The organism is Verrucosispora sp. WMMD573 (genome assembly GCF_027497175.1).
Taxonomy (GTDB): Bacteria; Actinomycetota; Actinomycetes; order Mycobacteriales; family Micromonosporaceae; genus Micromonospora.
Genome location: NZ_CP114901.1, coordinates 3,315,769 through 3,338,829, shown reverse-complemented (window position 1 = coordinate 3,338,829; position 23,061 = coordinate 3,315,769). Strand labels below are relative to the sequence as shown.

The window sequence follows — 23,061 nt, the reverse complement described above, 5'->3', positions numbered from 1 at the left end:
ACAGGTCAGGACGGCCGGGCCGCCTTCGCCAGGCCGCGTTCGACGGCCGCGATGAGCTGCGGGCGCAGTTCCTCGGGTCGGACGATGGCGTCCACCGAGCCGACCTCGACCGCACGTTGGATGCTGTGCACGCCGTCGAACTCGGCGGCCACCTCGGCCAGCTTCTCCGCCCGCACCGAGGCACGCACGTCCATCAACTGCGTCACCAGCGCCGCCCGCTGCCCGCCGCTCGCCGCCGCCACGCGCGCCTCCAGGTCGGCCACCCGCGGATCCTTCGCGGTACGGGCGTTGACATCACCGGCGAACACCACGGCCGCGGCCGGCGCGCCGCCGATGACGGAGGCGAACGAACCCTCCACGGCGAGGACCGTCATGTTCGGGTTGAGCGCCTTGGAGAAGACCACGAACGCGCCACCGTGGTACCGCGAGATCACGCAGAAGACGATCGGCCCATCGAAGTTGACGATCGCCCGGCCGATCTCCGCGCCGTACTCCAGCTGCAACTGTCGCATCGACTCCGGCGAGCCGTCGAAGCCGGAGAGGTTGGCCAGCACCACAAGCGGCCGGTTTCCGCTGGCCGCGTTGATCGCTCGAGCGGCCTTCTTCGACGAGCGTGGGAAGAGCGTGCCGGCGGTGTAGGTGTCCGGACCGTCGGTGGGCGGGAACCCGCGCCGGGGCACCGAGCGGGATTCGATGCCGAGCAGGCACACCGGGATGCCGCCGAGGTGCACGTCCTGCACGACCGCCGTCTCGGCGTCGGCCATGCCGGCCCAGCGTTCCAGGACCGCGTGGTCCTGGTCGGCCAGGGCCCGCATCAGCGTACGGATGTCGAACGCCTTCTTGCGGTCGGGGTTGCGCTCCCGGGAGAAGATCTCGCCGACGGTGGTGAAGTCGCTGTCCGGTACCGCGTGCGGGTAGTCGGAGATGTCGCGGTCGACCGGGTCGGCGGTGACCGCCCGACGGGGCCGGCGCTCGCCAGGTGCCACGTAGGCGTGATCGTGGTACGCCATCAGGACCTGGTGGGCACCGCGCAGGTTCGGCGCCCAGTACTGGGCCTGCCCGTTGGGGCCCATCACCCGGTCGTAGCCGCCGATGCCGAAGTTGTCCTCGGCGGACACCCCACCGGAGAAGTCCAGCGACTGCTTGCCGGTCAGCACCATCGCCGAATCCGGCGTCATCACCAGGATGCCCCGGGTGTGCATGAGCATCGTCGCCTCGGCGTTCCAGTACGGCTGGGCGCCCACGGTGATTCCCGCGACCACGATGTTGATCTCACCACCGCCCTGGGTGAACTCGACGATCCGCTTGAGCGCGGCGGCCACCCAGTCCATGTTCTCGGTGCCCGAACTCATCGAGATCCGCGCGCCGGCCGACAGCGCGAACCAGTCGACCGGTACGCGCAGCCGCTCGGCCAGGTCGAGCGCGGCGATCACCCGGGCACACTCCGGCTCGGCCAGTGCGCCCAGCGCCCTGGTCGGGTCGCCGAGCAGCACCACCCGGGTGACACCTTCGGGATAGCGCTCGGTGGGCGTGCTCGCCACACCAACCACGATGCCCGCCCGGTTGTGCCCCTTGGGCCGCTGTACCGGGACGAGTTCGCCGGAGTCGGTCAGGTCGTACTCGACGAAACTGCCGTTGCGGCCGGCCAGCATCTCGGTCAGCTCGTACGGGTAGGTCGTGCCGCGCCGCCGAGCCGACAGCACCTTCTGCCGGTAGTCGTCGAGCGGCTGGATCAGCTCCGCCGTCGGCTCGGTGACGGAGATCCGCATGCCCTCGTCGTAGGAGATCTCCACCGCGATGTCGGTCAGCTCACCGGTGTCCTCGTCCCGCTGGCGGCCGAGGAACAGCACCTCCTCCAGCCCGGCGTCCGCCGTGATCGGCAGCACCCGCTGGGCGACGGTGTTCAGCTCCTCGATGCTCAATTCGTTGGGCGGCCAGACGAAGAGGGTGATCCGGTTGGTGTCGAATCGCTTCTTCGCCGGGCGCTGCGCCTGTACCTTGCGGATCGCGTCGAGGCAGGCGTCGAGCGCGCCCTCGACGGCGGGCAGCGCCAGAATCCGGCCGTCGGTGTCGCGCAGCGGGGTGAGGTCGCGTACCTGAGCCATCGCGGCCAGCCGCTCGTCGGCCGGATTGTCCGGCGCGACGCAGTGGAAGAGGTACACCTCCTCGTCGGCCGACGGCAGCCGGGTCAGGTCGAAGTTGCGTAGCCGGGGCAGTTGCAGACGCTGGGCGATCAGCGGGTGCAGGCCCCGGATCACCCGGTCCTCACCGAGCTCCGGCCGGAAGGTGAAGTGGTGGTGCATCTCGGCGCCGTTGCGCCCGGCGACCGAGATCGTCACCCGCTGGAGCAGGTCCAGCAGCCCGGCCTGGTCGAGCACCTCCCGCAGGGTCGCGGCCATCGCCTCCACGTCGGGTTGCTCGGCCCAGGTCAGGTACACGTCGGCGACCGACGGCGCGGCATTCCGGCCCGGCACCGGCGACGCCGAGCCGGCACCGTCGCCACCCGCGCCGACCAGCGCGGCGACCTTCGTCAAGGTCGCCGGCAGGCCGGCGAAATCCGTGGCCGCGGCGACCAGGCGGAAGCGTTCGCCGTCCCGGTCGTACCCGGCGGTGAAGAACGACTGCCCGGCCACCTCGACGGCTCGGGCGCTGTCCGCGCCACGGCTGCCGTAGTAGCGGCGGCTGAGCACCTCGAGCATCGGGCCGTGGTCGACTCCCGGCCGGCCGATGCGCTGGGCGAGCAGCCGGACCAGGGGCTCGGGTGAGGCGACCATAGTCGCGATCCGCTCGGCCCGGTCCGCCGCGTCGGGGTTGTGGTCGAGATAACGCAGGTTGCCCCGGACGTCGGCGTACACCTCGGCCCGCTTGCGGCGCAGCATCGGCTGTGCCGCCCAACGGAACACCACGCTGCGGGCGAGGTCGCCGACCACCGGGAAGCGGCGCTGGGTGGCGAAGATCAGATGTTCCAACGCCTGACCGACCAGCTCGCGCAGGCTCTCGGCCGGCGGCGGCTCGGTCAGCCACCGTTGCAGGAAGGTGACGATCACCTTCACGTCGGCCGCCGCCCGCTGCTGGGCCAGGAAGATCCGGAAGACGGCGTCCTCCAGCTCCGGCGTCCGTTCGAAGTCCTCGACACCGTAGTGGGCGAGCACCCGGGCGAGGCGCTGGCGGAACGTCTCCGGCAGGGCCGCCCGCTCGACGTCGAGGAACTGGAGGTAGCTGTGGAAGTACTCACGCGGGCTGTGCACCCGGGTGTCGGCCTTGGTCTCCTCGCCGGCCGGACGATTGCGGCTGAGCTCGGACAGGTCGGCGAAGACCTGGAGCAGCTCGACCTCCTCCTCCAGCGGACGGTGCGGCAGTTCGGCGCGGGCGGCCAGGTACCCGGCGAGGGTTCGGCGTTCGTCACGCGGATCCAGGTCGTAGCCGAGCAGCAGGCTGCGCAGCTCGGCGATGCCACGTGCCACGCGGTCCCCGGCGGACAGCTCGGTCGGCTCGGGTGGCAGCTCCAGGTCGACGGCCGTGGACTCGGCGGCCTCGCTCGCGGCCCCGTCACCGAGCGGTTCCAGACGCAGCAGTGGTGCGGCGGTCTCCACCTGGCTGCCGACGGAGACCAGGCACTCGCGCACCTTCGCCGCGAACGGGGCACGCAGCACGGTCTCCATCTTCATGCTCTCCAGGACCAGCACCGGCGCGCCGGCCTCGACCTCGTCGCCCACCGCGAGCGGGGTCGCGACGACCAGCGCGGGTGACAGGGAGCGCAGGACGCCGCCCTCGTCCCGGCTGACCCGGTGCGTGACGCCGTCCACCTCGACCAGGTGGATGGGTCCGTGGGTGTCGCAGACCAGCCGGTACCGCCGGCCGTTGACCAGGATCCGGCCACTGTGCTCGTCGAAGCGCTCCAGCTCGACGTCCACCGTCGACGTGTCGGCGACGCCGACCCGGAACCGGTGCGGGCCGGTCTGCGCGACGGAGACCCGGTAGGTCGCGCCGCGCAGCTTGAGGTCGATCGGCCGGCCGCTGGCGTGCTGGACCTGGGGACGGCCACCGTGCGCGGTGGAGAGCAACCGCTGCCGCTCGACGTGCGCCTCGTCCTCGTACGCCTCGATGGCGGCGGCGGCCAGCGCTACGCCGGAGTGTCGGGTGGAGACCAGGCGGCCCTGAGCGCGGACCCGGTCGATCCAGCCGGTGTCGGCGCTGGCGTCGATCACCTCGGGCTGATCCAGCAGGTCCAGCAGGAAACTCTTGTTGCTCGCGCCGCCCTCGATGATCACCGTGGTCTCGGCGACCGCGCGACGCAGCCGGCTCAACGCCTCGTCGCGGCTACGACCGTACGCGATGATCTTAGCGATCATGGAGTCGAAGTCGGCGGGGATCACGTCACCCTCGCTGACCCCGGTGTCCACCCGCACGCCGGGCCCACTGGGCAGCACCAGTCGCACGATCCGGCCGGGCGACGGCGCGAAGTCCCGGTCGGGGTCCTCGGCGTTGAGTCGGGCTTCGACGGCGTGCCCCGCCTCGGCCGGGATCCGGTCGCCGAGCCGGCCACCGGCGGCCACCTGGATCTGCGCCTTGACCAGGTCGAAGTCGGTGGTGGCCTCGGTGATCGGGTGCTCCACCTGCAACCGGGTGTTGACCTCCAGGAAGGCGAACATCCGGTCACCCGGGTGGTAGAGGAACTCCACGGTGCCCGCACCGCGGTAGTCCACGGCCAGCGCGAGCCGCTCGGCCGCCTCCTTCAACTCGCGAGTCTGCTCGCCGGAGAGCACCGGCGAGGCGGACTCCTCGATCACCTTCTGGTTGCGCCGCTGCACCGAGCAGTCCCGTACGCCCAGCGCCCACGCGGTGCCCTGGCCGTCGGCGATCACCTGCACCTCGACGTGCCGCGCACCGGTGACCAGCCGTTCCAGGAAGACCACACCGCTGCCGAAGGCGCGTTGGGCCTCCAGGCTCGTGCGCTCGTACGCCTCGGCAAGTTCGGTGTCGCTGCGCACCACCCGGATGCCCCGGCCGCCCCCGCCCGCGGTGGCCTTCAGCATCAGCGGGTAGCCGATCTCGGCCGCGGCACGCTGGGCCGCCTCAAGGCTCTCCACCGCGCCACGACTCCACGGCGCCACCGGGACGCCGACCTCCTCGGCGATCAGCTTCGCGCCGATCTTGTCGCCGAGCTTGCGCATCGCCTCCGGGCTCGGGCCGATGAAGGTGACGCCGTTCTTCTCGCACAGTTCGGCGAAGGCCGGATCCTCGGCCACGAAGCCCCAGCCCACCCAGGCCGCGTCGGCGCCGGTGTCGTGCAGCGCCCGTTCGAGGACCCGATGGTCCAGGTAGGGTCGCGCCGACGCGGGTCCGAGACAGTAACTGTGGTCGGCCTCGCGCACGAAGGTGGCCGAGCGCTCCGCCTCGGTGTAGAGCGCGACGGTCTCGATCGGCGGAGCGTCGGTCTCGGCGTTGAGCTCGCGAACAGCGTGGATCAGCCGCATGGCGGCCTCTCCCCGGTTGACGATGGCGATGCGGCTGAACACCGAGCAGGCCTCCGGAAGATCGTCCCTGACAGGAGGGACTCTCCCGCAGAGGGGGTCCCGTTGAACCAACCTTCGTGGCTACCGGCGAGTAAGGAAGACGTGGGAACTGCCACCTCCGGACAACGGATTTTGTGGAAACCCGCCAACCCCAGCGCTCGACGCCCACTGCGGGTCGCTCGGGTCACCCCTGCCGAGTCACGGACGAACACGTCGAGTCGAGGCGACAAACACCCTGCGTGGCGGTGACATCTCCCAAGATCATCAACGTTTCCCTCGCGGACCTGGTGCTATACGGTCAGCGGGTGAGAGTTGAGCGTCACTGGTGGAACGGCGACCACACCCCGCGCGGACGTCGCGACGTCTACATCCGCACCGACGGCGAGTCGTGGGAGGTCGAGGCCCGGGCCGGCGGCGGCACCGGGCGCTCGAAGATCTACCCCTGCCCCGGTCGTAAGTCGGCGGAGATCCTGGCCGGGGCGTGGATGGGCGGTCAGAGTCGATGGCGGGTCGTGGCACCCTCCTGACCGCACCGGCAGCCTGCCCACCGCCGGTCGGGTAGGCTCACCCTCGGACCCGCCTGACCGCGGGTCCGATTCGATGTCCCGGGCCCCACGCCTTCGACGCGCCAGGCCACGGCCGGCACCGCAGCGCCGGGTGGGACATCCCCTTCTACGTTCGGAGCCTTCATGGCGGCACGCCGCCCGCAGCAACAGACCACCCCGCCCGCCGTTTCGACCTTCGCCGAGCTGGGCGTGCCCGCCGCACTGACCCGCGTGCTGGCCGCGACCGGAGTGGACCGACCGTTCCCGATCCAGGCCGCAACCCTGCCCGACGCCCTGGCCGGTCGCGACGTGCTCGGTCGGGGCCGCACTGGTTCGGGCAAGACCTACGCCTTCGTCCTGGCCGTGCTCACCCGGCTCGCCGCCACCGCCGCGCCGCGCCGACCCGGACGTCCCCGGGCGCTCATCCTCGCGCCCACCCGGGAGCTGGCCACTCAGATCGACAGCGTGATGGCGCCGCTGGCCGAGGCACTGTCGCTGCGCACCATGACCGTCTTCGGCGGCGTCGCCGCTCGGCCGCAGATCACCGGATTGCGCGCCGGGGTCGACGTCCTGGTGGCCTGCCCGGGCCGGCTCGCCGACCACGTGCAGGCCGGTCACGCCCACCTGGACGCCGTAGAGATCAGCGTGCTCGACGAGGCCGACCACATGGCTGACCTGGGCTTCCTGCCGACGGTACGCCGGCTGCTGGAGCTGACCCCGCGCAACGGGCAACGGCTGCTCTTCTCCGCCACCCTGGACTCCGGGGTCGATGTGCTCGTCCGGCGTTTCCTCACCGATCCGGTGGTGCACAGCGTCGACTCGACCAAGTCGCCGGTCGCCGCGATGACGCACCACGTGCTGCACGTGCACGCCGAGGACCGGTTCGCCGTGCTTGTCGACCTGACCGCCGCGCCCGGACGGACGGTGGTGTTCACCCGCACCAAGCGAGGTGCCAAGACCCTCACCCGCCGGCTGGTCGCGGCCGGGGTGGCCGCGGTGGAGTTGCACGGCAATCTGGCCCAGGGCGCCCGCACCAGGAACCTCAAGGCGTTCTCCGACGGCACGGTGCGGACGCTGGTGGCCACCGACATCGCGGCGCGGGGCATCCACGTCGACGACGTGGCCCTCGTTGTGCACGCCGATCCACCCGTGGAGCACAAGGCGTACCTGCACCGCTCGGGGCGTACCGCCCGGGCCGGCGCGGCCGGGACGGTCGTGACCCTGATGACCGACACCCAGGCCCCCGAGGTACGCGAACTGACCCGCAAGGCGGGCATCGCGGCGACCACCACTCGACTGCGCCCGGGGGACGCGCTGCTGCGTGAACTCGCGCCCGGGGAACGGACGCTGGCGGTCGCGCCGGCCGCCCGACCAACTACCGCCCGACGCGAGACGTCACCCGCCCCCGCGGGCCGCAACCGGCGCAGCGGCAAGCCCGCCCAGGCCGGCTCAGGGCGGTCCGTTGCGGCCAGTTCGGGGCGGTCCGCTGCAACCGGCTCAGGGCGGTCCGCCTCGGCGCGCTCCGGTGCTGCCCGTTCGGGTGCGGCGGCCTTCTCCGCCCGGGCCCGGCCCGGTGGGCGTGGCGGCGGTCGCTGAGCGACACAGCCGCCCGGGGACACCCCGGCCAACTCTGAACAGCGCTTACGAGAAGCCCGCCGGTGATGCCGGCGGGCTTCTCTTGCGCCCACCAATACCTAGAACTACTATGCCTAATAGTTCTAGGTATTGGTGGTGGGAGAATCTCATGAAGATCACCAAGGATCTCGTCGCCGCCTCGGCGACGCCGATGGTGCTCGGCATCCTGGCCGACGGGGAGAGCTACGGGTACGCGATCCTCAGACGCATCAACGAGCTGTCCGACGGCGAGTTGGACTGGACCGAAGGGTTGCTCTATCCCCTGCTGCACCGGCTCGAACGGCTCGGTCACGTGGAGTCGAGCTGGCAATCGGTCCCCGGGGAGCGACGACGCAAGTACTACCGCATCACCGACAGCGGCCTCGCCGAGCTCGCCGAGCAACGTCGCCAGTGGGACACCGTGGTGAGCGCACTCAAAGCGATCTGGGTCGGCCCCGGCGACGTGCGCCGCTCGACCACGATTCCCCTCGGAGGTCTGGCATGACCACGCCCGGCAGCCCGGCGTCCCCCGGCCCGGACGGCACGACCGCGCCACGCGATCCGGAGGGCGCGACGACCGCGCCGGGCCAGGAAGCGTTGGAGGCCCAGTTCGCCCAGTGGCGTCGCTACGTGCGCCACCGCCCGGAACTGCAACGCTCCGACGCCGAGGAGTTGGAGGACCACCTTCGCGGCTCGGTCGACGAGCTCATCGCCACCGGCCTGCGCCCCGACGAGGCATTCCTGGTCGCGGTGAAGAGGCTGGGTGGCCTGGACGAGTTGTCCCGCGAGTTCGCCCGGGAACACTCCGAGCGACTGTGGAAGCAATTGGTGCTGACCGGCGGCACCGACGACCCGGAGACGGACAACCAGTCCCGGCGCGACCTGATCGCGATGATCGTGTGCGCGGTCGGCGCGGCCGTGTCGATCAAACTACCGGCGTTGTTCGGTCTGGGTTTCGAACAGGACGGCACCTTCTACGCGCCCAACTTCGCGCTGTTCACGCTGCCCTGGCTGGCCGCGTACCTGGCCTGGCGCCGCCGGGCCGGCACGGCGGTGATCGGGGTGATGGTCGCTCTGTTCGCGCTCGGCGCGGTGGCCGCCAACATCTACCCCCTCGCGGAGGACTCCCAGTCGCTGGTCCTGACCACCATCCACCTGCCGATAGCCCTGTGGCTCGTGGTCGGCCTGGCCTACGTCTCCGACGAACTACGCTCGTCGCGACGGCGGATGGACTTCATCAGATTCACCGGCGAGTGCTTCGTCTACTTCGTCCTCATCGCTCTCGGTGGCGGCGTGTTGACCGCCTTCACGGTCGGCACCTTCCAGGCCATCGGCATCGACCCGGAGGGCTTCGTCTCGCAGTGGTTGCTGCCGTGCGGCGCGGTGGCCGCGGTGGTCGTGGCAGGCTGGCTCGTCGAGGCCAAACAGAGCGTCGTCGAGAACATCGCCCCGGTACTCACCCGCCTGTTCACGCCGCTGTTCACCGCCGCGTTGCTGGCCTTCCTGGTGGCCATCGTCTGGACCACCGCCGGCATCAACGTCGAGCGCGAGGCGCTGATCCTGTTCGACCTGCTGCTGGTCGTGGTGCTGGGGTTGCTGCTCTACTCGATCTCGGCCCGCGACCCGCTGGCCCCGCCCGGCCTGTTCGACAGGTTGCAGCTCGCCCTCGTGGTCAGCGCGCTCATCATCGACGTGCTGGTGCTGTGGGCGATCACCGAGCGGATCACCGAGTACGGCACCACCCCGAACAAGGCCGCGGCCCTCGGTGAGAACGTCATCCTGCTGGCCAACCTCGCCTGGTCGGCGTGGTTGATGCTGAGCTTCCTCCGTCGGCGCACCCCGTTCGCGGCCCTGGAACGCTGGCAGACCCGCTACCTACCGGTGTACGCCGGTTGGGCCTGGATCGTGGTGCTGCTCTTCCCCCCGCTGTTCAGCTACCTCTGATCCGCCGCGCAACCCGAGCGTCCACCGCGTGCGGACGAGCGCCATCGCGACCCGTCCACCCTCTTCGGCGACGATGCTTGGCTCATATAGCATCGATGCTATGGCTTGGGGTGCCATTGAGTCAGAGCCGGAAGTCGAAAAGTGGTTGGAGGGCCTGCCGGTTGCACTGTTTGCTCGTGCGGCATTCTACGTCGACCCACTGGCCGAACAAGGGCCACTGCTGGGCGAGCCGTACACGAAACAGCTGGATGGGAAGCTACGCGAGTTGCGGTCCTACCTGGGGCGGCAAGCAGTCAGGATCACCTACTGGATCGCGTCGGACAAGCGGATCACCTTGCTGACCGTCTTTCACAAGACGCGTATGCGCGACGAGCGAGAGGTCGACCGAGCACGCCGGGTCTGGCCAGATGCATTGATGGGGCGCACCGCATCGTGGAGAAGGAGAGCTAGATCATGGGCGAGCGTGGTGATTGGGCCTCGCTGCGGGAGCGGCGGATGGCCGAGCCGGGGGCGGCGGAGGCGTACGACGCGACGCAGTTGGCGTTCGAACTCGGTCGTGCGATTCGGGAGCTTCGTGAGCGCCGAGGTTGGAGTCAGGCACAGCTTGCCAAGGAATCGGGGATGACGCAGTCGGCGGTCGCACGGTTCGAGGCCGGCGGCACCGTCCCGACCCTGCCCGTGTTGGAGCGGTTGGCGGCGGCCTTGGACGTGAGCCTCAGCGTCAGTTTCAAGCCACGCGACGCGGCGGCCTGAGTCGCCGGCGATCGCCTGCTGATCAGGCTCTGGGCTGATGCACGCTGGTCGGCGGGCCGAAGGCGACCGGCACCCCCGGTGAGTAGAGCACGCTTGTCGGTGGCCCCTGCGATGCCGGCAGCCCGGCGGCGGTCAGCCCGTCGAGCGTGTCGGGGCGGGTACCGGCCGGCAGCAACGGCGCGATCCGCGGTCAGGTGCCGGGGTGGCGGCTGCTCATCCGGTTTCCGCCCGCCCGCTTCGCCGCGTACATCGCGCCGTCCGCGTGGGCCAGGGTCTCTCCGAGGGTGTACGCGGAACCGCCGGCCACCCCGACGCTTACCGTCACCCGCCACGCCGCCATCCCGGCCACGGCGTCGACGGCCCGCTGGGCGACCTGCTCAGCGGCGCCGAGATCCGCCCCCGGCAGGATCGCGACGAACTCGTCACCGCCCAGCCGGGCGACGAAGTCGTCCCGGCGGACACTCGTCGCGACCAGCTGCGCCACCGCTCGCAGCACGTCGTCGCCGATGGCGTGCCCCAACGAGTCGTTGATGTCCTTGAACCGGTCCACGTCCACGATCAGCACCGCCACCGGATCGGTCCCGGCCGCCGTGGGGGTGGCCAGGCGCTCCAGGAAGCTGTCCAGACCCCGCCGGTTGGCCACCCCGGTGAGCGGGTCGATCCGCGCGGCCCGTTCGGCCCGCTCGTGCTGCCACCGCAGCACGTCGTAGGACTGCATGGTCACCGCCGCGTGCAGCCAGCGGTGTCGCTGACGCCACAGCAGTTCCGCGAGCGCGTCTCCGTAGGTGAGGCCCGGCAGCGCGTCGCGTGCCCCGGTCTTCGCCAGCAGCACCGCGTGCGTACGGTGCAGCGCCGCCGTGATCAACCAGTCGTTGTCGGGCGACAGGCCGGTCACCGCCTCCTGGATGACGCGCAACGCCTCACCCGGCCGCCCGGACCGGCTGAGCGCGACGGCGTGGAACGACCGGCACAGCAGTTGCTCCTGGTGTCGCTGCTCGACGCCGTGCTCCTGTAGCGACGCCAGGACCCGGGGGATGTCCTCCGCCGCACCGGCCGGGTCCTGGCGGTCGGCGCGGGCGCACGCCGCGAACAGCGACGCCGCGAGCCGCCACACCTCGGCCTTGGGGCCGGAGGCTTCCGTCATCGCCCGCACCGCGTGCTCCTCGGCCACCGTGGTGTGCTTCTCCGCCTCGGCGACCCGACCCACCTGGTACAACTCCAGGGCCCACATGAGGTTGAGTTCCGCGAGGTTGCACAGCCACATCGCCCGGTTGCCATTGTCCGGGTACCCGGGTCGGCAGGTCGTCTCGTATGCCGCCTGGAACTGTGGCGCCGCCAGCTCGTAGAGGCGCAGCTTCGCGTATCCGATCGCCAGCCCGGTGCGGGCGTTGCCCTCGATCACCGGATCCGGTTCGCCGGCCAACAAGGCCGTCTCCGCGCGGACGAGGTCCCGCAGGACGGCCTCAATGTCGTACTCGGCGATGTCCTGGTCGCCGAGGCGAAGCCGCCGGTCGGCGCGAAGTGACAGTGCGCAGGAGCGCCACCCGGCGCTGTTCTCCCGCTCGGCGGCGACAAGCATCAGATCGGCGGCGGCGATCGCGGCCCGCAGGTCACCGAGCCGGGTCAGCGCCACGACACGGGCGAAATGCATCGCCGCCGGGCCGTCGCGCAGTTCGCCGGTCGGTGCCTCCAGCGCCGCGACCGCCTCCGCCAGCACCTGGGACGCGCCACCGGCCTGCGCCTCCTCCAGCAGCCGCAGGGCTCGGAGGTTCACATCGTCCATGCGGTCTCCTCCGCACCCGCCCAGGGAAGAACAGCCCGATGGTACGGTAATCAGCTCTCTTCGATAGTCTCCGACCGGTTTGGACTCTGGGTCAGCGGCCGCCAGGCGGCGAGAACGACGACCGCCATCGTCACCCCGGCGATCCAGAACGGGGTCGTGACGCCCCACACGGCGGCGATCAGGCCACCCAGGAGGGAGCCGACCGCCGCCCCGCCAAGATCGAGCACCGCGTACGCGCTGCCGACCCGGCCGAGCAACCGGGACGGCACCAGCCGTTGCCGCAGCGACGCGACGGTGACTCCCCAGACCATGCCGTGCGCGCTGAACACGACCAGGACGACCACCACGACCCATACCGCGGTCGTGGTCGCCAGGATCAGGTGCGTGACCATCTCGATGACCAGCCCGCCCCGCAGCACCGCGGTTCGTCCGACCCTCCGGACGAGTCGGGTCGCCGCCGCCGTGCCGGCCAGCCCACCGACCGCGAACGCGGTGAGCAGGAAGCCGTAACCGACGTCGGAGACGCCCAGACGCTGCCGGCAGTAGAGCACGAACACCGCGAAGGCGACGCAGAAGGCGACGTTAGCCACGCCCATGCTCAGGGCCAGAGTCCGCAGCAACCGGTGCCGCCACAGCCAGCGCACCCCCTCGCCGATCGAGCGGACCACCGCCGCGTGCGTCGTGGCCGCCGGTGCCGGGGCCGGTCGCATCCTCGTCAGCAGCAACGCGGCGACGGCGAACGTGAGTGCGTTGAGGCCGAACGGCGCCGCCGCGGCGATGACGAACAGCCCGGCACCCAACGGCTTGGCCAGGAACTGGTTGCCGATGGTGAAGGTGGCGTAGAGCCGCGCGTTCGCGCTCGGCAGCCGGTCCGGGGCGACCACCGACGGCAACAGCGCACCCATGGCGGTGTCGGCCAGCGTCTCCCCCGTACCGAGCAGGAACAGCACCGCGTAGCAGACGACCACCGTGACGGTCTCGGTGGCGACGGTGACGGTAAGCGTGGCGAGCGCGACGGCCCGTGCCAGGTTCACCGTCACCACCAGGCGACGCCGGTCGAGCCGGTCCACGTAGGCACCACTGAGCAGGGCGAACAACAACCAGGGCAGCTGTTGCACGAAGACGGCACCGGCGATCAGCGCCGGGCTGTCGGTGATGGAGGCGACCAGCAGCGGGCCGGCCGCCATGGTGATGCCGTCGCCGACGTTGGACACCGCCGAGGCGGTCCAGAGTTTGGCGAAGTCCGCGCCGAGACGCGCGGATATCAGGGCACGCAAGATTGCTCCTCGATCGGGAAGGGAAACGGCCGTCAGGGGACCGCTCCGCAGCGAGGAGCACCGCCGCCGCCGGTGGACCGACGGCGATCCGCAAAGGTCAGCGCACGGTGGACTCTCGCGCCGGAGCGGGGGCCGTGACCAGGTCGAGGCGCATCTCAACTCCTGTCCTTCGACGGATGTCGACGCGACGATAGTCACCCGAGTCCGTTTGCCGACACCGGTTTTCGCCCGGGTCGCGACGCGTCCATGGACACGACGTCGGTCGATACAGTGACCCGGTGGAGCAGATCAGCCGGCGGCGGTTCCTCGACGAGATCGTGGCCGTCACCCAGGAACGGCAGGCCACCACTCACCTCTACCTGATGCTGCGTGAGGGCGGTGCCATCGGCGTGCAGTGGGAGCAGCCCGGTCTCGACCAGCTGCGGGAGTTCCGCGTGATCGACCCGGACGGGCCCGTCTGCCCGCACTGCCTGATCATCGAGGCGGTCCTGAAACTGGCCCCGGTCCTGCCGCTCGACATGTTGCGGACGGCCCGGGCCCGGGTGCAGTACGAGCGGGTCCTGCGCGCCGGCATGTTGCCGGCGCCGGCGTTCGCCCGGCAGTCGGTGAGTCGTGAGGCCACCTGGCTGGGAGACTGTCACGGCGCGACCGGCGATCCGCACACCGATGCGGACTGCGCCGAACACGCGGCGATCGGTCCGTCCGTGGTCACCGATCCGCTCGACGTGGATCCCGTGGCGGCGCTGCCTCGGGGGTTGCTGGAGGTGACCGACGCCGCCGACGTCCGGGAGCGGCTGCGGCTCGCCCGCGACTGGCGGGACACCGCCGCCGAGGTGGCCCGGCGCAGCCGATGGGCCGCAACGACGTGGGGCTTCCTGCGGAGTTCAGCGGTCCTGGGTGTCCCTACGGCCGGCCTGCCCGGCATGGTCTACGCCCTCGACCCGGGCGCACCGGCCGACGACCGTCCCTTCGACGAGGTTGCCGCGACGGCGATGCGGTCGCTCTCCGGTCGGCATGACCTGGTCTACGCGGATCGGGTGTGCCTGGTACCCGATCCGGTGCCCGGCGGCGAGCGGATGCCCAACTTCGCCGGTGCGGTGGACGTGGCCGCCGGACGACCGGTACGCACGTTGCGGCTGCCGTCGAGCCGCCGGCCGCTGAGTCGGCTCGGCCGTGGAATCCTGCTGTTGTTCGAGGCGCGGCACGTGATGCTGATCCGTCACGTCCAGCGTGATCCGGACTGGGAGTCGGAGGCGGCGCTGCACCTCTTCGAGTTCGGCATGTTGGAGGAGCTCGGCGGTCCCGCGTACACCTCGGCCGTGGCCGCCTACCTCAACGCGCTGCGCCGCGAGGGCGAACTGCTCGCCCGACCGCAGAAGGTCCTCGACCGCCGCGCGCGCAGGGCCCTCGCCGGCATCTTCGGCGGCCTCGACGACGAGGAACTGCACCTGTGGGCGTCGGTCGCCTACCGCAACGCGATCATGGTCATGCTGGGCAGTCAGTCCGCCTTCGCCGAACACCTCCGACGTCAGGCGTCCTGATCCGGCGGCGTACCGCCTGCACCGCTGACCCGAGCGCGGCGCGACCGACGGGCCCGCCCCCCTGGCTCACGCTGGTGTGCACGCCAGCGCCAGGAGGCCGGGGGTCGTCGCTGTCGGCCCGGTCAGGCGAGGAAGTGGTACAGGGCGGCGGTCAGGTCCTCGGGGTTCTCCTCGGCGACGTGATGCCCGGACTCGATCGGATGGCCGCGCAGATCGTCGGCCCAGGGACGCCAGACGGCGAGCGGGTCGCCGTAGAGATCCTCCAGGTCGTCCCGAGTCGACCAGAGCAGCAGGGTGGGGCACCGGACCGTACGCCCGGCCCGCCGGTCGGCCTCCTCGTGCATCCGGTCGACCCCGAGGCCGGCGCGGTAGTCCTCCAGCATCGCCCGTACCGTCGCCGGGTCGTGGATGGCCTGCCGGAACTCCCGGTGGTTGTCAGTTCCCATTCGATCCGGTCGCGCCTTGTCGCCGTACCAGGCGTCGGGATCGGCGCCGATGGCCCGTTCCGGCTTGTCCGGCTGGGCGAAGAAGAACCAGTGGTACCAGTTCCGGGCGAACGTCGCGTCGCACCTGGCGAGAGCCTCGCTGATGGGTACGCCGTCGATGACCACCAGCCGGCTGACGGTGTCGGGATGGTCGAGCGCCAGGCGCAGCGCCACGTAGCAACCGCGATCGTGCCCGACGGCGGCGAACGTCGGGTGGCCGAGTTTGTGCATGAGTCGGACCATGTCCGCCGCCACCACGCGCTTGGACTGCTGGGAGTGATCCGGCAGGATCCGCGCCTTGCCGGACCGGCCGTAGCCCCGCATGTCGGGGCAGACCACGGCGAACCCGCGATCCACCAGCCTCGGGGCGACGCGGTGCCAGGTCGATCCGGTACGCGGATGTCCGTGCACGAGCAGGACGGCGGGACCACGCCCGGCGTGCCGGACGCGCAGCTCCACCTCGCCCACGTCGACCCGCTCGTCAGTGAAGCCCTCGAACATGTGCCTCCAGTACCCAGATCGGCTCTACGTCAACAGACGGGCCGAGAGGCGGTATTACTCATCGATTATCTTGCATACATCGATCAGCTTCGGTATGAAGGCTTAGGAATCGTTCAGGTTCCGCTTCCTGGGAGGAGCGACGATGAAACCTGCCCTGCGCCGCCTACGCACCGCGACCGTCACACTCGCCGCCTGCACACTCGGCCTGTCCCTGCTGTCGGCCCCGGCCGCGGCACAACCGGTGCGGCCGATCACGCCACTGTCCGACCGGGCGCCCGAGTCCGACCAGTTCTCGGCCGAGGGCGTGACGACCGTAGGCGAGCTGCGCACCGTCGACAGTTCCCTGTCGTACGCCCGCGCCAGCCGGACCCAGGTCATTCAGCACCCGGGCGCCACGTACATCAAGGTGCACTTCAGCTCGCTGCGGCTGGCTCCCGGGGAGTACGTCACCGTGTCGAGCCCGGATGGTCGGGAGAGCTACCGGTACGACCGCCACCTGAACCGGGCGACCGGCGCGGACTACACCACGGACGGGCGGCCGGGTTTCTGGGCGATGTCGGTGGAGGGCGACACGGCGGTGGTGACGCTGCACAGCAACCGTTCCTCCCGGGGCAGCGCCGCGACCATCGACCGGTTCTGGCGCGGCTACGACCGCACGGAGATCGGTCAGCACAACTTCTCCACCCAGTCGGTCTGCAGCACCGACGCCCGCCGCGACGTGGTCTGCTACCAGAGCAGCCACCCCACCGAGTACGCCCGGGGCAACGCGGTGGCCCGGCTGCTGATCAGTGGCGGCGGCATGTGCACCACCTGGCGGGTCGGCAACACCAACCGCATGCTGACCAACAAACACTGCTTCTCGACCCAGTCCGCGGTCAGCGGCAGCGAGATGCAGTTCAACTACCAGTGCGCCACCTGCGGCGGCGCGAACCCCGGGCCCGGCACCAAGGTGAGTGGTGCGACGCTCTACCGGGTGAGCAGCGGTGGCTCCAGCCAGCTCGACTACGCCCTGTTCTCGGTGAACAACTTCGCCGCCATCCAGGGCTTCGGCACGCTCTACCTGGCGACGTCCGCCACCACCACCGGGACGCAGATGTACATCCCGGGGCACGGTGACGGCAGCCCGAAGCGTCTGTCCATCTTCGAGGACACCCAGAACGGCGCGCGCTGCACCGTCCGGAACGCCAACTACAACACCTGGAACATCAGCTACAGCTGCGACACCTCCGGCGGCAACTCGGGCTCACCGGTGCTGAACAGCAGCCATCGGGTGATCGCCCTGCACCATCTCGGTGGCTGTCCGTCCAACCAGGGGGCCAAGGCGCACCTGATCTACAACGAGATCGCGAGTCTGATCGACAACGGCTGACACCGCCGTGGCGGCCCGGTGGCGGACCACGCGACCCCGGGCCGCCACCGGTCGCACCGGCCCTCGTGGGGCCGCCCACCCGAGGCCGCCGTACCATCCGGTACGACGGCCTTCGCCAGGCTCGCCACGGGCACGGGGGGTGCATGATGAATTCGGTCGAGCGCGTACCAACCCGCTGGGACGTCCTGGACGAGCGGTTCCAGGCGGTCAGCGGGGACCACGCGATGCAACGACTGTTCGACGGCGGGCGTTGGCTGGAGGGGCCGGCGTACTCCCCCGCGTGGCGCTGCCTGCTGTTCAGTGACATCCCGAATGACCGGGTGCTGCGTTGGGACGAGCTGACCGGGCGCTGCGACGTCTTCCAGACGCCCGCCGGCTACCCCAACGGCCGTACGATCGACCGCCTCGGCCGCGTCGTGACGTGCGAGCATGGCCACCGCCGGGTCACCCGTACCGAGCCCGACGGGTCGCTGACCGTGGTGGCGGACCGTTGGCAGGGCAAGCGGTTCAACAGCCCGAACGACGTCGTGGAGACCAGCGACGGCTCGTTGTGGTTCACCGACCCGAGCTACGGCATCGACAGCGACTACGAGGGGCACCGGGCGGATTCGGAGCTGGACGGCTGCCACGTCTACCGCTGCCGGCCCGACGGTCGGGTGGAACGGGTCGCCGACGACTTCCTGCGCCCCAACGGTCTGGCGTTCTCGGCCGACGAGCGTCGGCTGTTCATCGCCGACACCCGACGCCGGCACCTCCGGCACTTCGACGTGGACTCCGACGGGACACTGCGGGACCGTGGCGTGCTCGCCGACTGTGACGCCGGGTCGTTCGACGGGATTCGACTCGACCGGGAGGGGCGGCTGTGGGTCGCCGCCCACGACGGGCTGCACTGCTTCGACCAGGAGGGCACCCTGCTCGGCAAGCTCCGGCTACCGGAGATCTGCTCGAACCTCGCCTTCGGTGGCCGTAAGCGCAACCTGCTGTTCGTGACGGCCACGACCTCGGTCTACTCACTCGCCCTCAACGTCACCGGCGCAGGCCCGACGACCGGCCTGGCCACCGGGTAGACACATCGAGGTGCGCTGGTCGGAGCACCCGGACACCAGCGATCGGTCCGGTGCGGCGGACCGGGGAGCCCTGGAGCGTTGGATGACCCCAGGTCATCGCCGACTTCGCCGCCCGCGCGCAAGCCACTGCCGGAGGCGCTCAGATCGTGAGTGCCCGAGCGGCGCCGGTCACCCGTCGTCGGACGCCGACGGTGATCGCTGGGCCGCCTCGGCGACGACCCGCCAGACCTGCGCGGCGAGCCAGTCGTTGAGCTGCTCCGGCCCGACCTCGTCCCGGTGATCGAACCACCAGATGATGCCGGCGTCGACCATGCCGACGACGCTGGCCACCACGTACGCGGGCAGGTGTGCCGAGTACCCGGCGGCACGCAGGTTGGCAACGGCGGCCTCGGTGATCTCGGGAACGGCGTACGCGGTGCCGAGGCGGGCCCGGAACCGGTAGAGGTTGGGGTGGGCCACCGCCCAGCTCAACACCCGGCCGACGATGCCGTGCACCACCTCCGGCGGGGTGCCCGGGGCCGACAGCGACGGACGGATCCAGGCGCTCACCAGGCGGGCGGCGTGCCGGGCGACGGACTGGTCGAGGTCGCCTTTGCTGGCGAAATGGCGGTAGACGTGCGGTCTGGGCAGCCCGGCTCGGTCGGCCACCGTGCCCAGCCCGGTGTCGGTGCCGTGTTCCTCGATGACGCGGACCGCGGCCTCGACGATCGCCTGCCGCCGCCGGGCCCGCTCCTGCGGGATGCCGCCGGCACGGCGGGCGGCGATGGTGTCCCGTTTCACCGCCGCATTGCTCACCTGATCACTGTAGCGGCTCGGTACCCTGGATTGGGTACGAGCTGTACCCAACCAGCATCCTGCGAGGTAGCCATGCCCAGTCAAGCACCCGGCCCCGTCGACCTCGCCCGCCTTCAGCAGGTGCTCGACGGACCGTGGGCCGAGGTCCGCAACGCGCACCGCAAGCACCTCGACGAGCGTTTCCTCCCGGTGTACGGCGAAACCGGCGATCAGGCGCGTGAGCGGATCACCCGACTGCTCGGCGAACTGCCCGTCAAGTTGGGTATCGCGTCGGCCTTTCCCACCCAGTACGGCGGCGGATCCGACGTCGGCGGCTCGATCATCGCCACCGAGATGCTGGCGCAGGTCGACCTCTCGCTGATGGTCAAGGCCGGCGTGCAGTGGGGTCTGTTCGGCGGCGCGGTGGCGGCCCTGGGCACCAGACGTCACCACGACGCCTACCTTCGGGACATCATCTCCGGCCGGATCCTGGGCTGCTTCGCAATGACCGAGACCGGGCACGGCTCCGACGTCCAGCAGCTGCGCACCACCTGCACCTACGATCCCCGGACGCAGACCTTCGACCTGCACACCCCGCACGAGGCGGCCCGCAAGGACTACATCGGCAACGCGGCCCGGGACGGGCGGATGGCGGTGGTCTTCGCGCAGCTGGTCACCGAAGGGCGGCGGCACGGCGTACACGCGTGGCTGGTGCCGATCCGCGACGAGCGGGGCAACCCGCTGCCCGGCGTGACCATCGGTGACGCCGGGCCCAAGGCCGGCCTGCTCGGGGTGGACAACGGGCGACTCAGCTTCGACCACGTGACGGTTCCCCGGGACATGTTGCTGGACCGGTACGGCCAGGTCGCCGAGGACGGCACCTACTCCAGCCCGATCGAGAACGACTCCCGACGCTTCTTCACCATGCTCGGCACCCTGGTCCGGGGCCGGGTCAGCGTGGGTGGCGCCGCGTCGTCGGCCACCAAGTCGGCGTTGACCATCGCGGTCCGCTACGGCGACATCCGCCGCCAGTTCAGCACCAGCGACGCGGAGCGGGAGGTGCTGCTCAACGACTACCTGGCCCACCAGCGCAAGCTGCTGCCCGCCCTGGCCACCACGTACGCGCTGCACTTCGCCCAGGCCGAACTGGTCGCCGCGGTGCACGAGGTGCAGGGCGGCGACGGCCCGCTCGACGAGCGCCGGCAGCGGGAGCTGGAATCCCGCGCCGCCGGGCTCAAGGCCGCACAGACCTGGCACGCGGCCCGCACCATCCAGCTGTGTCGCGAGGCGTGCGGCGGCGCCGGTTACCTGGCCGAGAACCGGTTGCCGGGCCTGCGGGCCGACACCGACGTGTTCACCACCTTCGAGGGCGACAACACGGTCCTGCTGCAACTGGTCGCCAAGGGGCTGCTCACCGGCTACCGGGACGAGTTCGGCTCACTGGACGGCTGGGGTCGCGCCTCCTTCGTCGCCGAGCAGGTCCGGGAGATGGTGCTCGAACGCACCGCCGCACGGTCGCTGATCCAACAACTCATCAGCGCCGTGCCCGGCCGCGACGAGGAGGTCGCCGTGACCGACCGGGGCTGGCAGCTCAAGATCTTCGACGACCGTGAGAAGCACCTGCTCGAAGGGGCCATCCGCCGCCTGCGCAACGGCGCGAGCAGCAAGCAGGACCGCCCCTTCGACATCTTCAATGACGTCCAGGACCACGTCCTCACCGCCGCCGCCGCGCACATCGACCGGATCACTTTGGAGGCGTTCGTCGCCGGTATCGAGGACACCGCGGACCCGGCGGTCCGGGCGCTGCTCTCCCGCGTCTGCGACCTGTACGCCCTCAGCGTCATCGAATCCCACAAGGGGTGGCTGCTGGAGCACGGCCGACTCACACCGGCCCGCTCGAAGGCGATCACCGCCGTGGTGAACAGCCTGCTCAAGGAGCTGCGCCCGCAGATGCGGACACTGGTGGACGGGTTCGCGATCCCGGACATCTGGCTGCACGCCGCCATCCTGCGCGAGGAACCCGGCCGTCAGGACACCATGACCGCTCACGACACCACCATCGCGTAGGTCGCGACCGCCACCGCACGGCGCGCAAACGTCGCAAGCGCACCCGGGCGCACCTCGCCATCAGGGTGAGGCATCTCGCATTCGGTTCAAGCTTGAACCCTTGCCGGCTATCGTCGGGTTCAAGCTTGAACCTAACACGTATGGGAGTTGTCGTGACCCTGTTCCGGCTGGATGCCAGCATCCGCACCCACGGCTCGGCGAGCCGCGAGATCGCGGACATCGTGGAGGCGGAGTGGCTCGCCGCGCGCCCCGGTGACACGATCGAACGTCGCCACATCGGCGTCGATCCCCTGCCCGCGACCGTCTGGGCCGCGGCGGTCACCGCCGGGATGACCGCGCCGGAGGAGCACACCAGCGAGCAGCGCGAGGCCGTCGACCTCGCCGCGACACTTGTGGACGAGCTGCTCGCCGCGGACGCCATCCTGTTCGCCGTGCCGCTCTACAACTACGGCGTCTCACAGCACTTCAAGGCGTACGTCGACCTGGTCAGCACCGACCAGCGAGCGTTCGCCCAGCCGTTCCTGGCGGGCAAGCGGGTCGTGCTCGCGACGGTGCGTGGCGGGGCGTACGGCGGTGGCACGCCCCGGGAGGGTTGGGACCACGCGACGCCGTACCTGCGCCGCATCATCGCCGACTGCTGGGGCGCCGAGCTCACTGTGATCGAGCGCGAGTTCACCCTCGTCGGCGTCAACCCGGCGCTCGACTCATTCACCGAGCAGGCCGCGCAGATGCACGCCGAGGCCCTGGAGGCCGCTCGGGAGGCCGGGCGCGCCCTCGGCGACCTGCCGGTCTCGGTCTGAGCTGGTCCGCCGAGAACCGACCGGGACGCCCGGTGCCGCACCCCCTGGTGCGACACCGGGCGTCCGGCCGTCGGGGTCTTGCCCGACATCGCCCCTCAGCCGTCCCGGTCGGCGGCTGCCGCCGGTCTGGCACTTGCCTCGACTCGGGGGTCGATCGGCGGACACGCCGGCCGACAGTTTCGCCGGGTTCGCCGGTGGGCAGGAGAGCCGCAATCCGACAAGGGGGGCGACGCGATGGGCCTGAACGTGAAGCAGCGGGCCGGACGGACACGCCGGGTCGCGGCGCTGGTGCTGCCGTTGGTCGGTGCCCTCGCGGTCACCGCCGGATGCGGAGGCACCGACGCGACCGACGGGCCGACGACCCCCACCCCGCCACCTTCGACGTCGAGCGCCGCGACGGAGCCGGCCGCAGCCTCCCCCACGGCCGATGTGACCGTGGTCATCCCCAAGTCGGCCTTCCTCGAACTGCCGGCGGAGCTGCGGAAGCTTCCCCCACGCACGATGCCCGTCGCCGACGCCCTACCCGAATTGTGCGAGGACGGGTTCGGCACCGGCGGCCGGTCGGTCACCGCAAGCGCCGCGATGATGACCGGTTACCGGCAGCCCGACGACCCGCCCTCCAACGTGCCGTACGGCACGATCGCACAGACGATCTTCACGTTCTCGGACGACGGCGCGGCGGACTACCTTCGGCGGCTCCGCGCGACGCTCGCCGACTGCGCGTCCTTCACCATCGGCAACGGGGACACCGTGAAGGTCCGCAGCGAGGGGTTGCCCGACGCCGGTGACGGGGGACTGCTCGTCGTCCAGGTGCGGCCGGCGCGGAACCTGCCGGGCGACCTCGTCGAGGGCGAGACGACGACCACGCAGATCGCCGTGGTGCGGGTGGCCGACGCGGTGACCCTGCTGCACGACGAGGGTTGGGAGGGCACCAGCGGCGACCCCGCGCTGGTGGACGACTTCGTGCGGGCGGCGGTCGACGCCCTCGACACGTGGCAGCGCTAGTGCCGCTACCGGTCAGGTCA

17 protein-coding genes are annotated in these 23,061 nt (G+C 70.8%); 11 read left to right on the top strand and 6 right to left on the bottom strand.

From position 1 onward, the window contains the following. Positions 1-5: 5 nt before the first annotated feature. A complete protein-coding gene (locus O7601_RS15355; RefSeq protein ID WP_281561815.1) occupies positions 6-5,519 on the bottom strand; it encodes a biotin carboxylase N-terminal domain-containing protein in 5,514 nt (1,837 codons plus the stop codon). A gap of 302 nt (positions 5,520-5,821) precedes the next feature. Between O7601_RS15355 and O7601_RS15350 the strand changes: the two genes are divergently transcribed. From O7601_RS15350 to O7601_RS15330, 5 genes are all read left to right on the top strand, one after another. Further along, the gene (locus O7601_RS15350) at positions 5,822-6,043 is read left to right on the top strand and encodes a hypothetical protein (RefSeq protein WP_099851929.1); all 222 of its coding nucleotides are present in this window, start codon (positions 5,822-5,824) and stop codon (positions 6,041-6,043) included. A 162-nt stretch (positions 6,044-6,205) separates the two neighbouring features. Continuing rightward, positions 6,206-7,657 carry a DEAD/DEAH box helicase gene (locus O7601_RS15345; protein WP_281561814.1) on the top strand — a complete coding sequence of 484 codons (1,452 nt, stop codon included), beginning with the start codon at positions 6,206-6,208 and terminating at the stop codon, positions 7,655-7,657. A 148-nt stretch (positions 7,658-7,805) separates the two neighbouring features. Continuing rightward, positions 7,806-8,180, top strand: a complete 375-nt coding sequence (locus tag O7601_RS15340; RefSeq protein WP_281561813.1) for a helix-turn-helix transcriptional regulator — start codon at positions 7,806-7,808, stop codon at positions 8,178-8,180. Next, on the top strand, positions 8,177-9,619 hold the full coding sequence (locus tag O7601_RS15335) for a permease prefix domain 1-containing protein (RefSeq protein ID WP_281561812.1): 1,443 nt from the start codon (positions 8,177-8,179) through the stop codon (positions 9,617-9,619). The genes O7601_RS15340 and O7601_RS15335 overlap by 4 nt, the downstream gene beginning before the upstream one ends. A 453-nt stretch (positions 9,620-10,072) precedes the next feature. Continuing rightward, positions 10,073-10,372 carry a helix-turn-helix transcriptional regulator gene (locus O7601_RS15330; RefSeq protein ID WP_281561811.1) on the top strand — a complete coding sequence of 100 codons (300 nt, stop codon included), beginning with the start codon at positions 10,073-10,075 and terminating at the stop codon, positions 10,370-10,372. A 22-nt stretch (positions 10,373-10,394) separates the two neighbouring features. On the opposite strand, the gene O7601_RS15325 is transcribed toward O7601_RS15330, so the two are convergent. The 3 genes from O7601_RS15325 to O7601_RS15315 are packed head-to-tail and all read right to left on the bottom strand — an operon-like array spanning position 10,395 to position 13,432. Further along, complete coding sequence (locus tag O7601_RS15325) at positions 10,395-10,547, bottom strand: hypothetical protein (RefSeq protein WP_281561810.1); 153 nt, start codon at positions 10,545-10,547, stop codon at positions 10,395-10,397. A 15-nt stretch (positions 10,548-10,562) separates the two neighbouring features. Further along, positions 10,563-12,155 (bottom strand): GGDEF domain-containing protein, encoded by a 1,593-nt coding sequence (locus O7601_RS15320; RefSeq protein WP_281561809.1) that lies wholly within the window; start codon positions 12,153-12,155, stop codon positions 10,563-10,565. 50 nt (positions 12,156-12,205) lie between these two features. Further along, positions 12,206-13,432 carry an MFS transporter gene (locus tag O7601_RS15315; RefSeq protein WP_281561808.1) on the bottom strand — a complete coding sequence of 409 codons (1,227 nt, stop codon included), beginning with the start codon at positions 13,430-13,432 and terminating at the stop codon, positions 12,206-12,208. 278 nt (positions 13,433-13,710) lie between these two features. On the opposite strand from O7601_RS15315, the gene O7601_RS15310 reads away from it, so the two are divergent. Next, the gene (locus O7601_RS15310) at positions 13,711-14,973 is read left to right on the top strand and encodes a hypothetical protein (RefSeq protein ID WP_281561807.1); all 1,263 of its coding nucleotides are present in this window, start codon (positions 13,711-13,713) and stop codon (positions 14,971-14,973) included. A gap of 122 nt (positions 14,974-15,095) precedes the next feature. On the opposite strand, the gene O7601_RS15305 is transcribed toward O7601_RS15310, so the two are convergent. After that, entirely contained in the window at positions 15,096-15,959 is an 864-nt protein-coding gene (locus O7601_RS15305; RefSeq protein ID WP_281561806.1) for an alpha/beta hydrolase, read from the bottom strand. A 142-nt stretch (positions 15,960-16,101) separates the two neighbouring features. Here O7601_RS15305 and O7601_RS15300 point away from each other — a divergent pair, with 142 nt between their 5' ends. Both O7601_RS15300 and O7601_RS15295 read left to right on the top strand, forming a co-directional pair. Then, positions 16,102-17,328: a serine protease gene (locus O7601_RS15300; RefSeq protein WP_281561805.1), complete on the top strand. Its 1,227-nt coding sequence runs from the start codon at positions 16,102-16,104 to the stop codon at positions 17,326-17,328. Positions 17,329-17,471: 143 nt separating this feature from the next. Further along, positions 17,472-18,395 (top strand): SMP-30/gluconolactonase/LRE family protein, encoded by a 924-nt coding sequence (locus O7601_RS15295; RefSeq protein WP_281561804.1) that lies wholly within the window; start codon positions 17,472-17,474, stop codon positions 18,393-18,395. 168 nt (positions 18,396-18,563) lie between these two features. Here the strand turns inward: O7601_RS15295 and O7601_RS15290 are convergent, their stop codons facing one another. Then, a complete protein-coding gene (locus O7601_RS15290; protein ID WP_281561803.1) occupies positions 18,564-19,190 on the bottom strand; it encodes a TetR/AcrR family transcriptional regulator in 627 nt (208 codons plus the stop codon). 72 nt (positions 19,191-19,262) lie between these two features. Here O7601_RS15290 and O7601_RS15285 point away from each other — a divergent pair, with 72 nt between their 5' ends. From O7601_RS15285 to O7601_RS15275, 3 genes are all read left to right on the top strand, one after another. After that, a complete protein-coding gene (locus O7601_RS15285; RefSeq protein WP_281561802.1) occupies positions 19,263-21,236 on the top strand; it encodes an acyl-CoA dehydrogenase in 1,974 nt (657 codons plus the stop codon). Between the two features lie 140 nt (positions 21,237-21,376). Continuing rightward, positions 21,377-22,036 carry an NAD(P)H-dependent oxidoreductase gene (locus O7601_RS15280; RefSeq protein WP_281561801.1) on the top strand — a complete coding sequence of 220 codons (660 nt, stop codon included), beginning with the start codon at positions 21,377-21,379 and terminating at the stop codon, positions 22,034-22,036. Positions 22,037-22,270: 234 nt separating this feature from the next. Continuing rightward, the gene (locus O7601_RS15275; RefSeq protein ID WP_281561800.1) at positions 22,271-23,041 is read left to right on the top strand and encodes a hypothetical protein; all 771 of its coding nucleotides are present in this window, start codon (positions 22,271-22,273) and stop codon (positions 23,039-23,041) included. The last annotated feature ends 20 nt before the right edge of the window (positions 23,042-23,061 follow it).

Coding starts and splice junctions, on each gene's coding strand:
- O7601_RS15340 (WP_281561813.1), top strand. CDS start 7,806: ATGAAGATCACCAAGGATCTCGTCGCCGCCTCGGCGACGCCGATGGTG.
- O7601_RS15305 (WP_281561806.1), bottom strand. CDS start 15,959: ATGTTCGAGGGCTTCACTGACGAGCGGGTCGACGTGGGCGAGGTGGAG.
- O7601_RS15345 (WP_281561814.1), top strand. CDS start 6,206: ATGGCGGCACGCCGCCCGCAGCAACAGACCACCCCGCCCGCCGTTTCG.
- O7601_RS15280 (WP_281561801.1), top strand. CDS start 21,377: ATGGGAGTTGTCGTGACCCTGTTCCGGCTGGATGCCAGCATCCGCACC.
- O7601_RS15335 (WP_281561812.1), top strand. CDS start 8,177: ATGACCACGCCCGGCAGCCCGGCGTCCCCCGGCCCGGACGGCACGACC.
- O7601_RS15285 (WP_281561802.1), top strand. CDS start 19,263: ATGCCCAGTCAAGCACCCGGCCCCGTCGACCTCGCCCGCCTTCAGCAG.
- O7601_RS15320 (WP_281561809.1), bottom strand. CDS start 12,155: ATGGACGATGTGAACCTCCGAGCCCTGCGGCTGCTGGAGGAGGCGCAG.
- O7601_RS15295 (WP_281561804.1), top strand. CDS start 17,472: ATGATGAATTCGGTCGAGCGCGTACCAACCCGCTGGGACGTCCTGGAC.
- O7601_RS15300 (WP_281561805.1), top strand. CDS start 16,102: ATGAAACCTGCCCTGCGCCGCCTACGCACCGCGACCGTCACACTCGCC.
- O7601_RS15330 (WP_281561811.1), top strand. CDS start 10,073: ATGGGCGAGCGTGGTGATTGGGCCTCGCTGCGGGAGCGGCGGATGGCC.
- O7601_RS15275 (WP_281561800.1), top strand. CDS start 22,271: ATGGGCCTGAACGTGAAGCAGCGGGCCGGACGGACACGCCGGGTCGCG.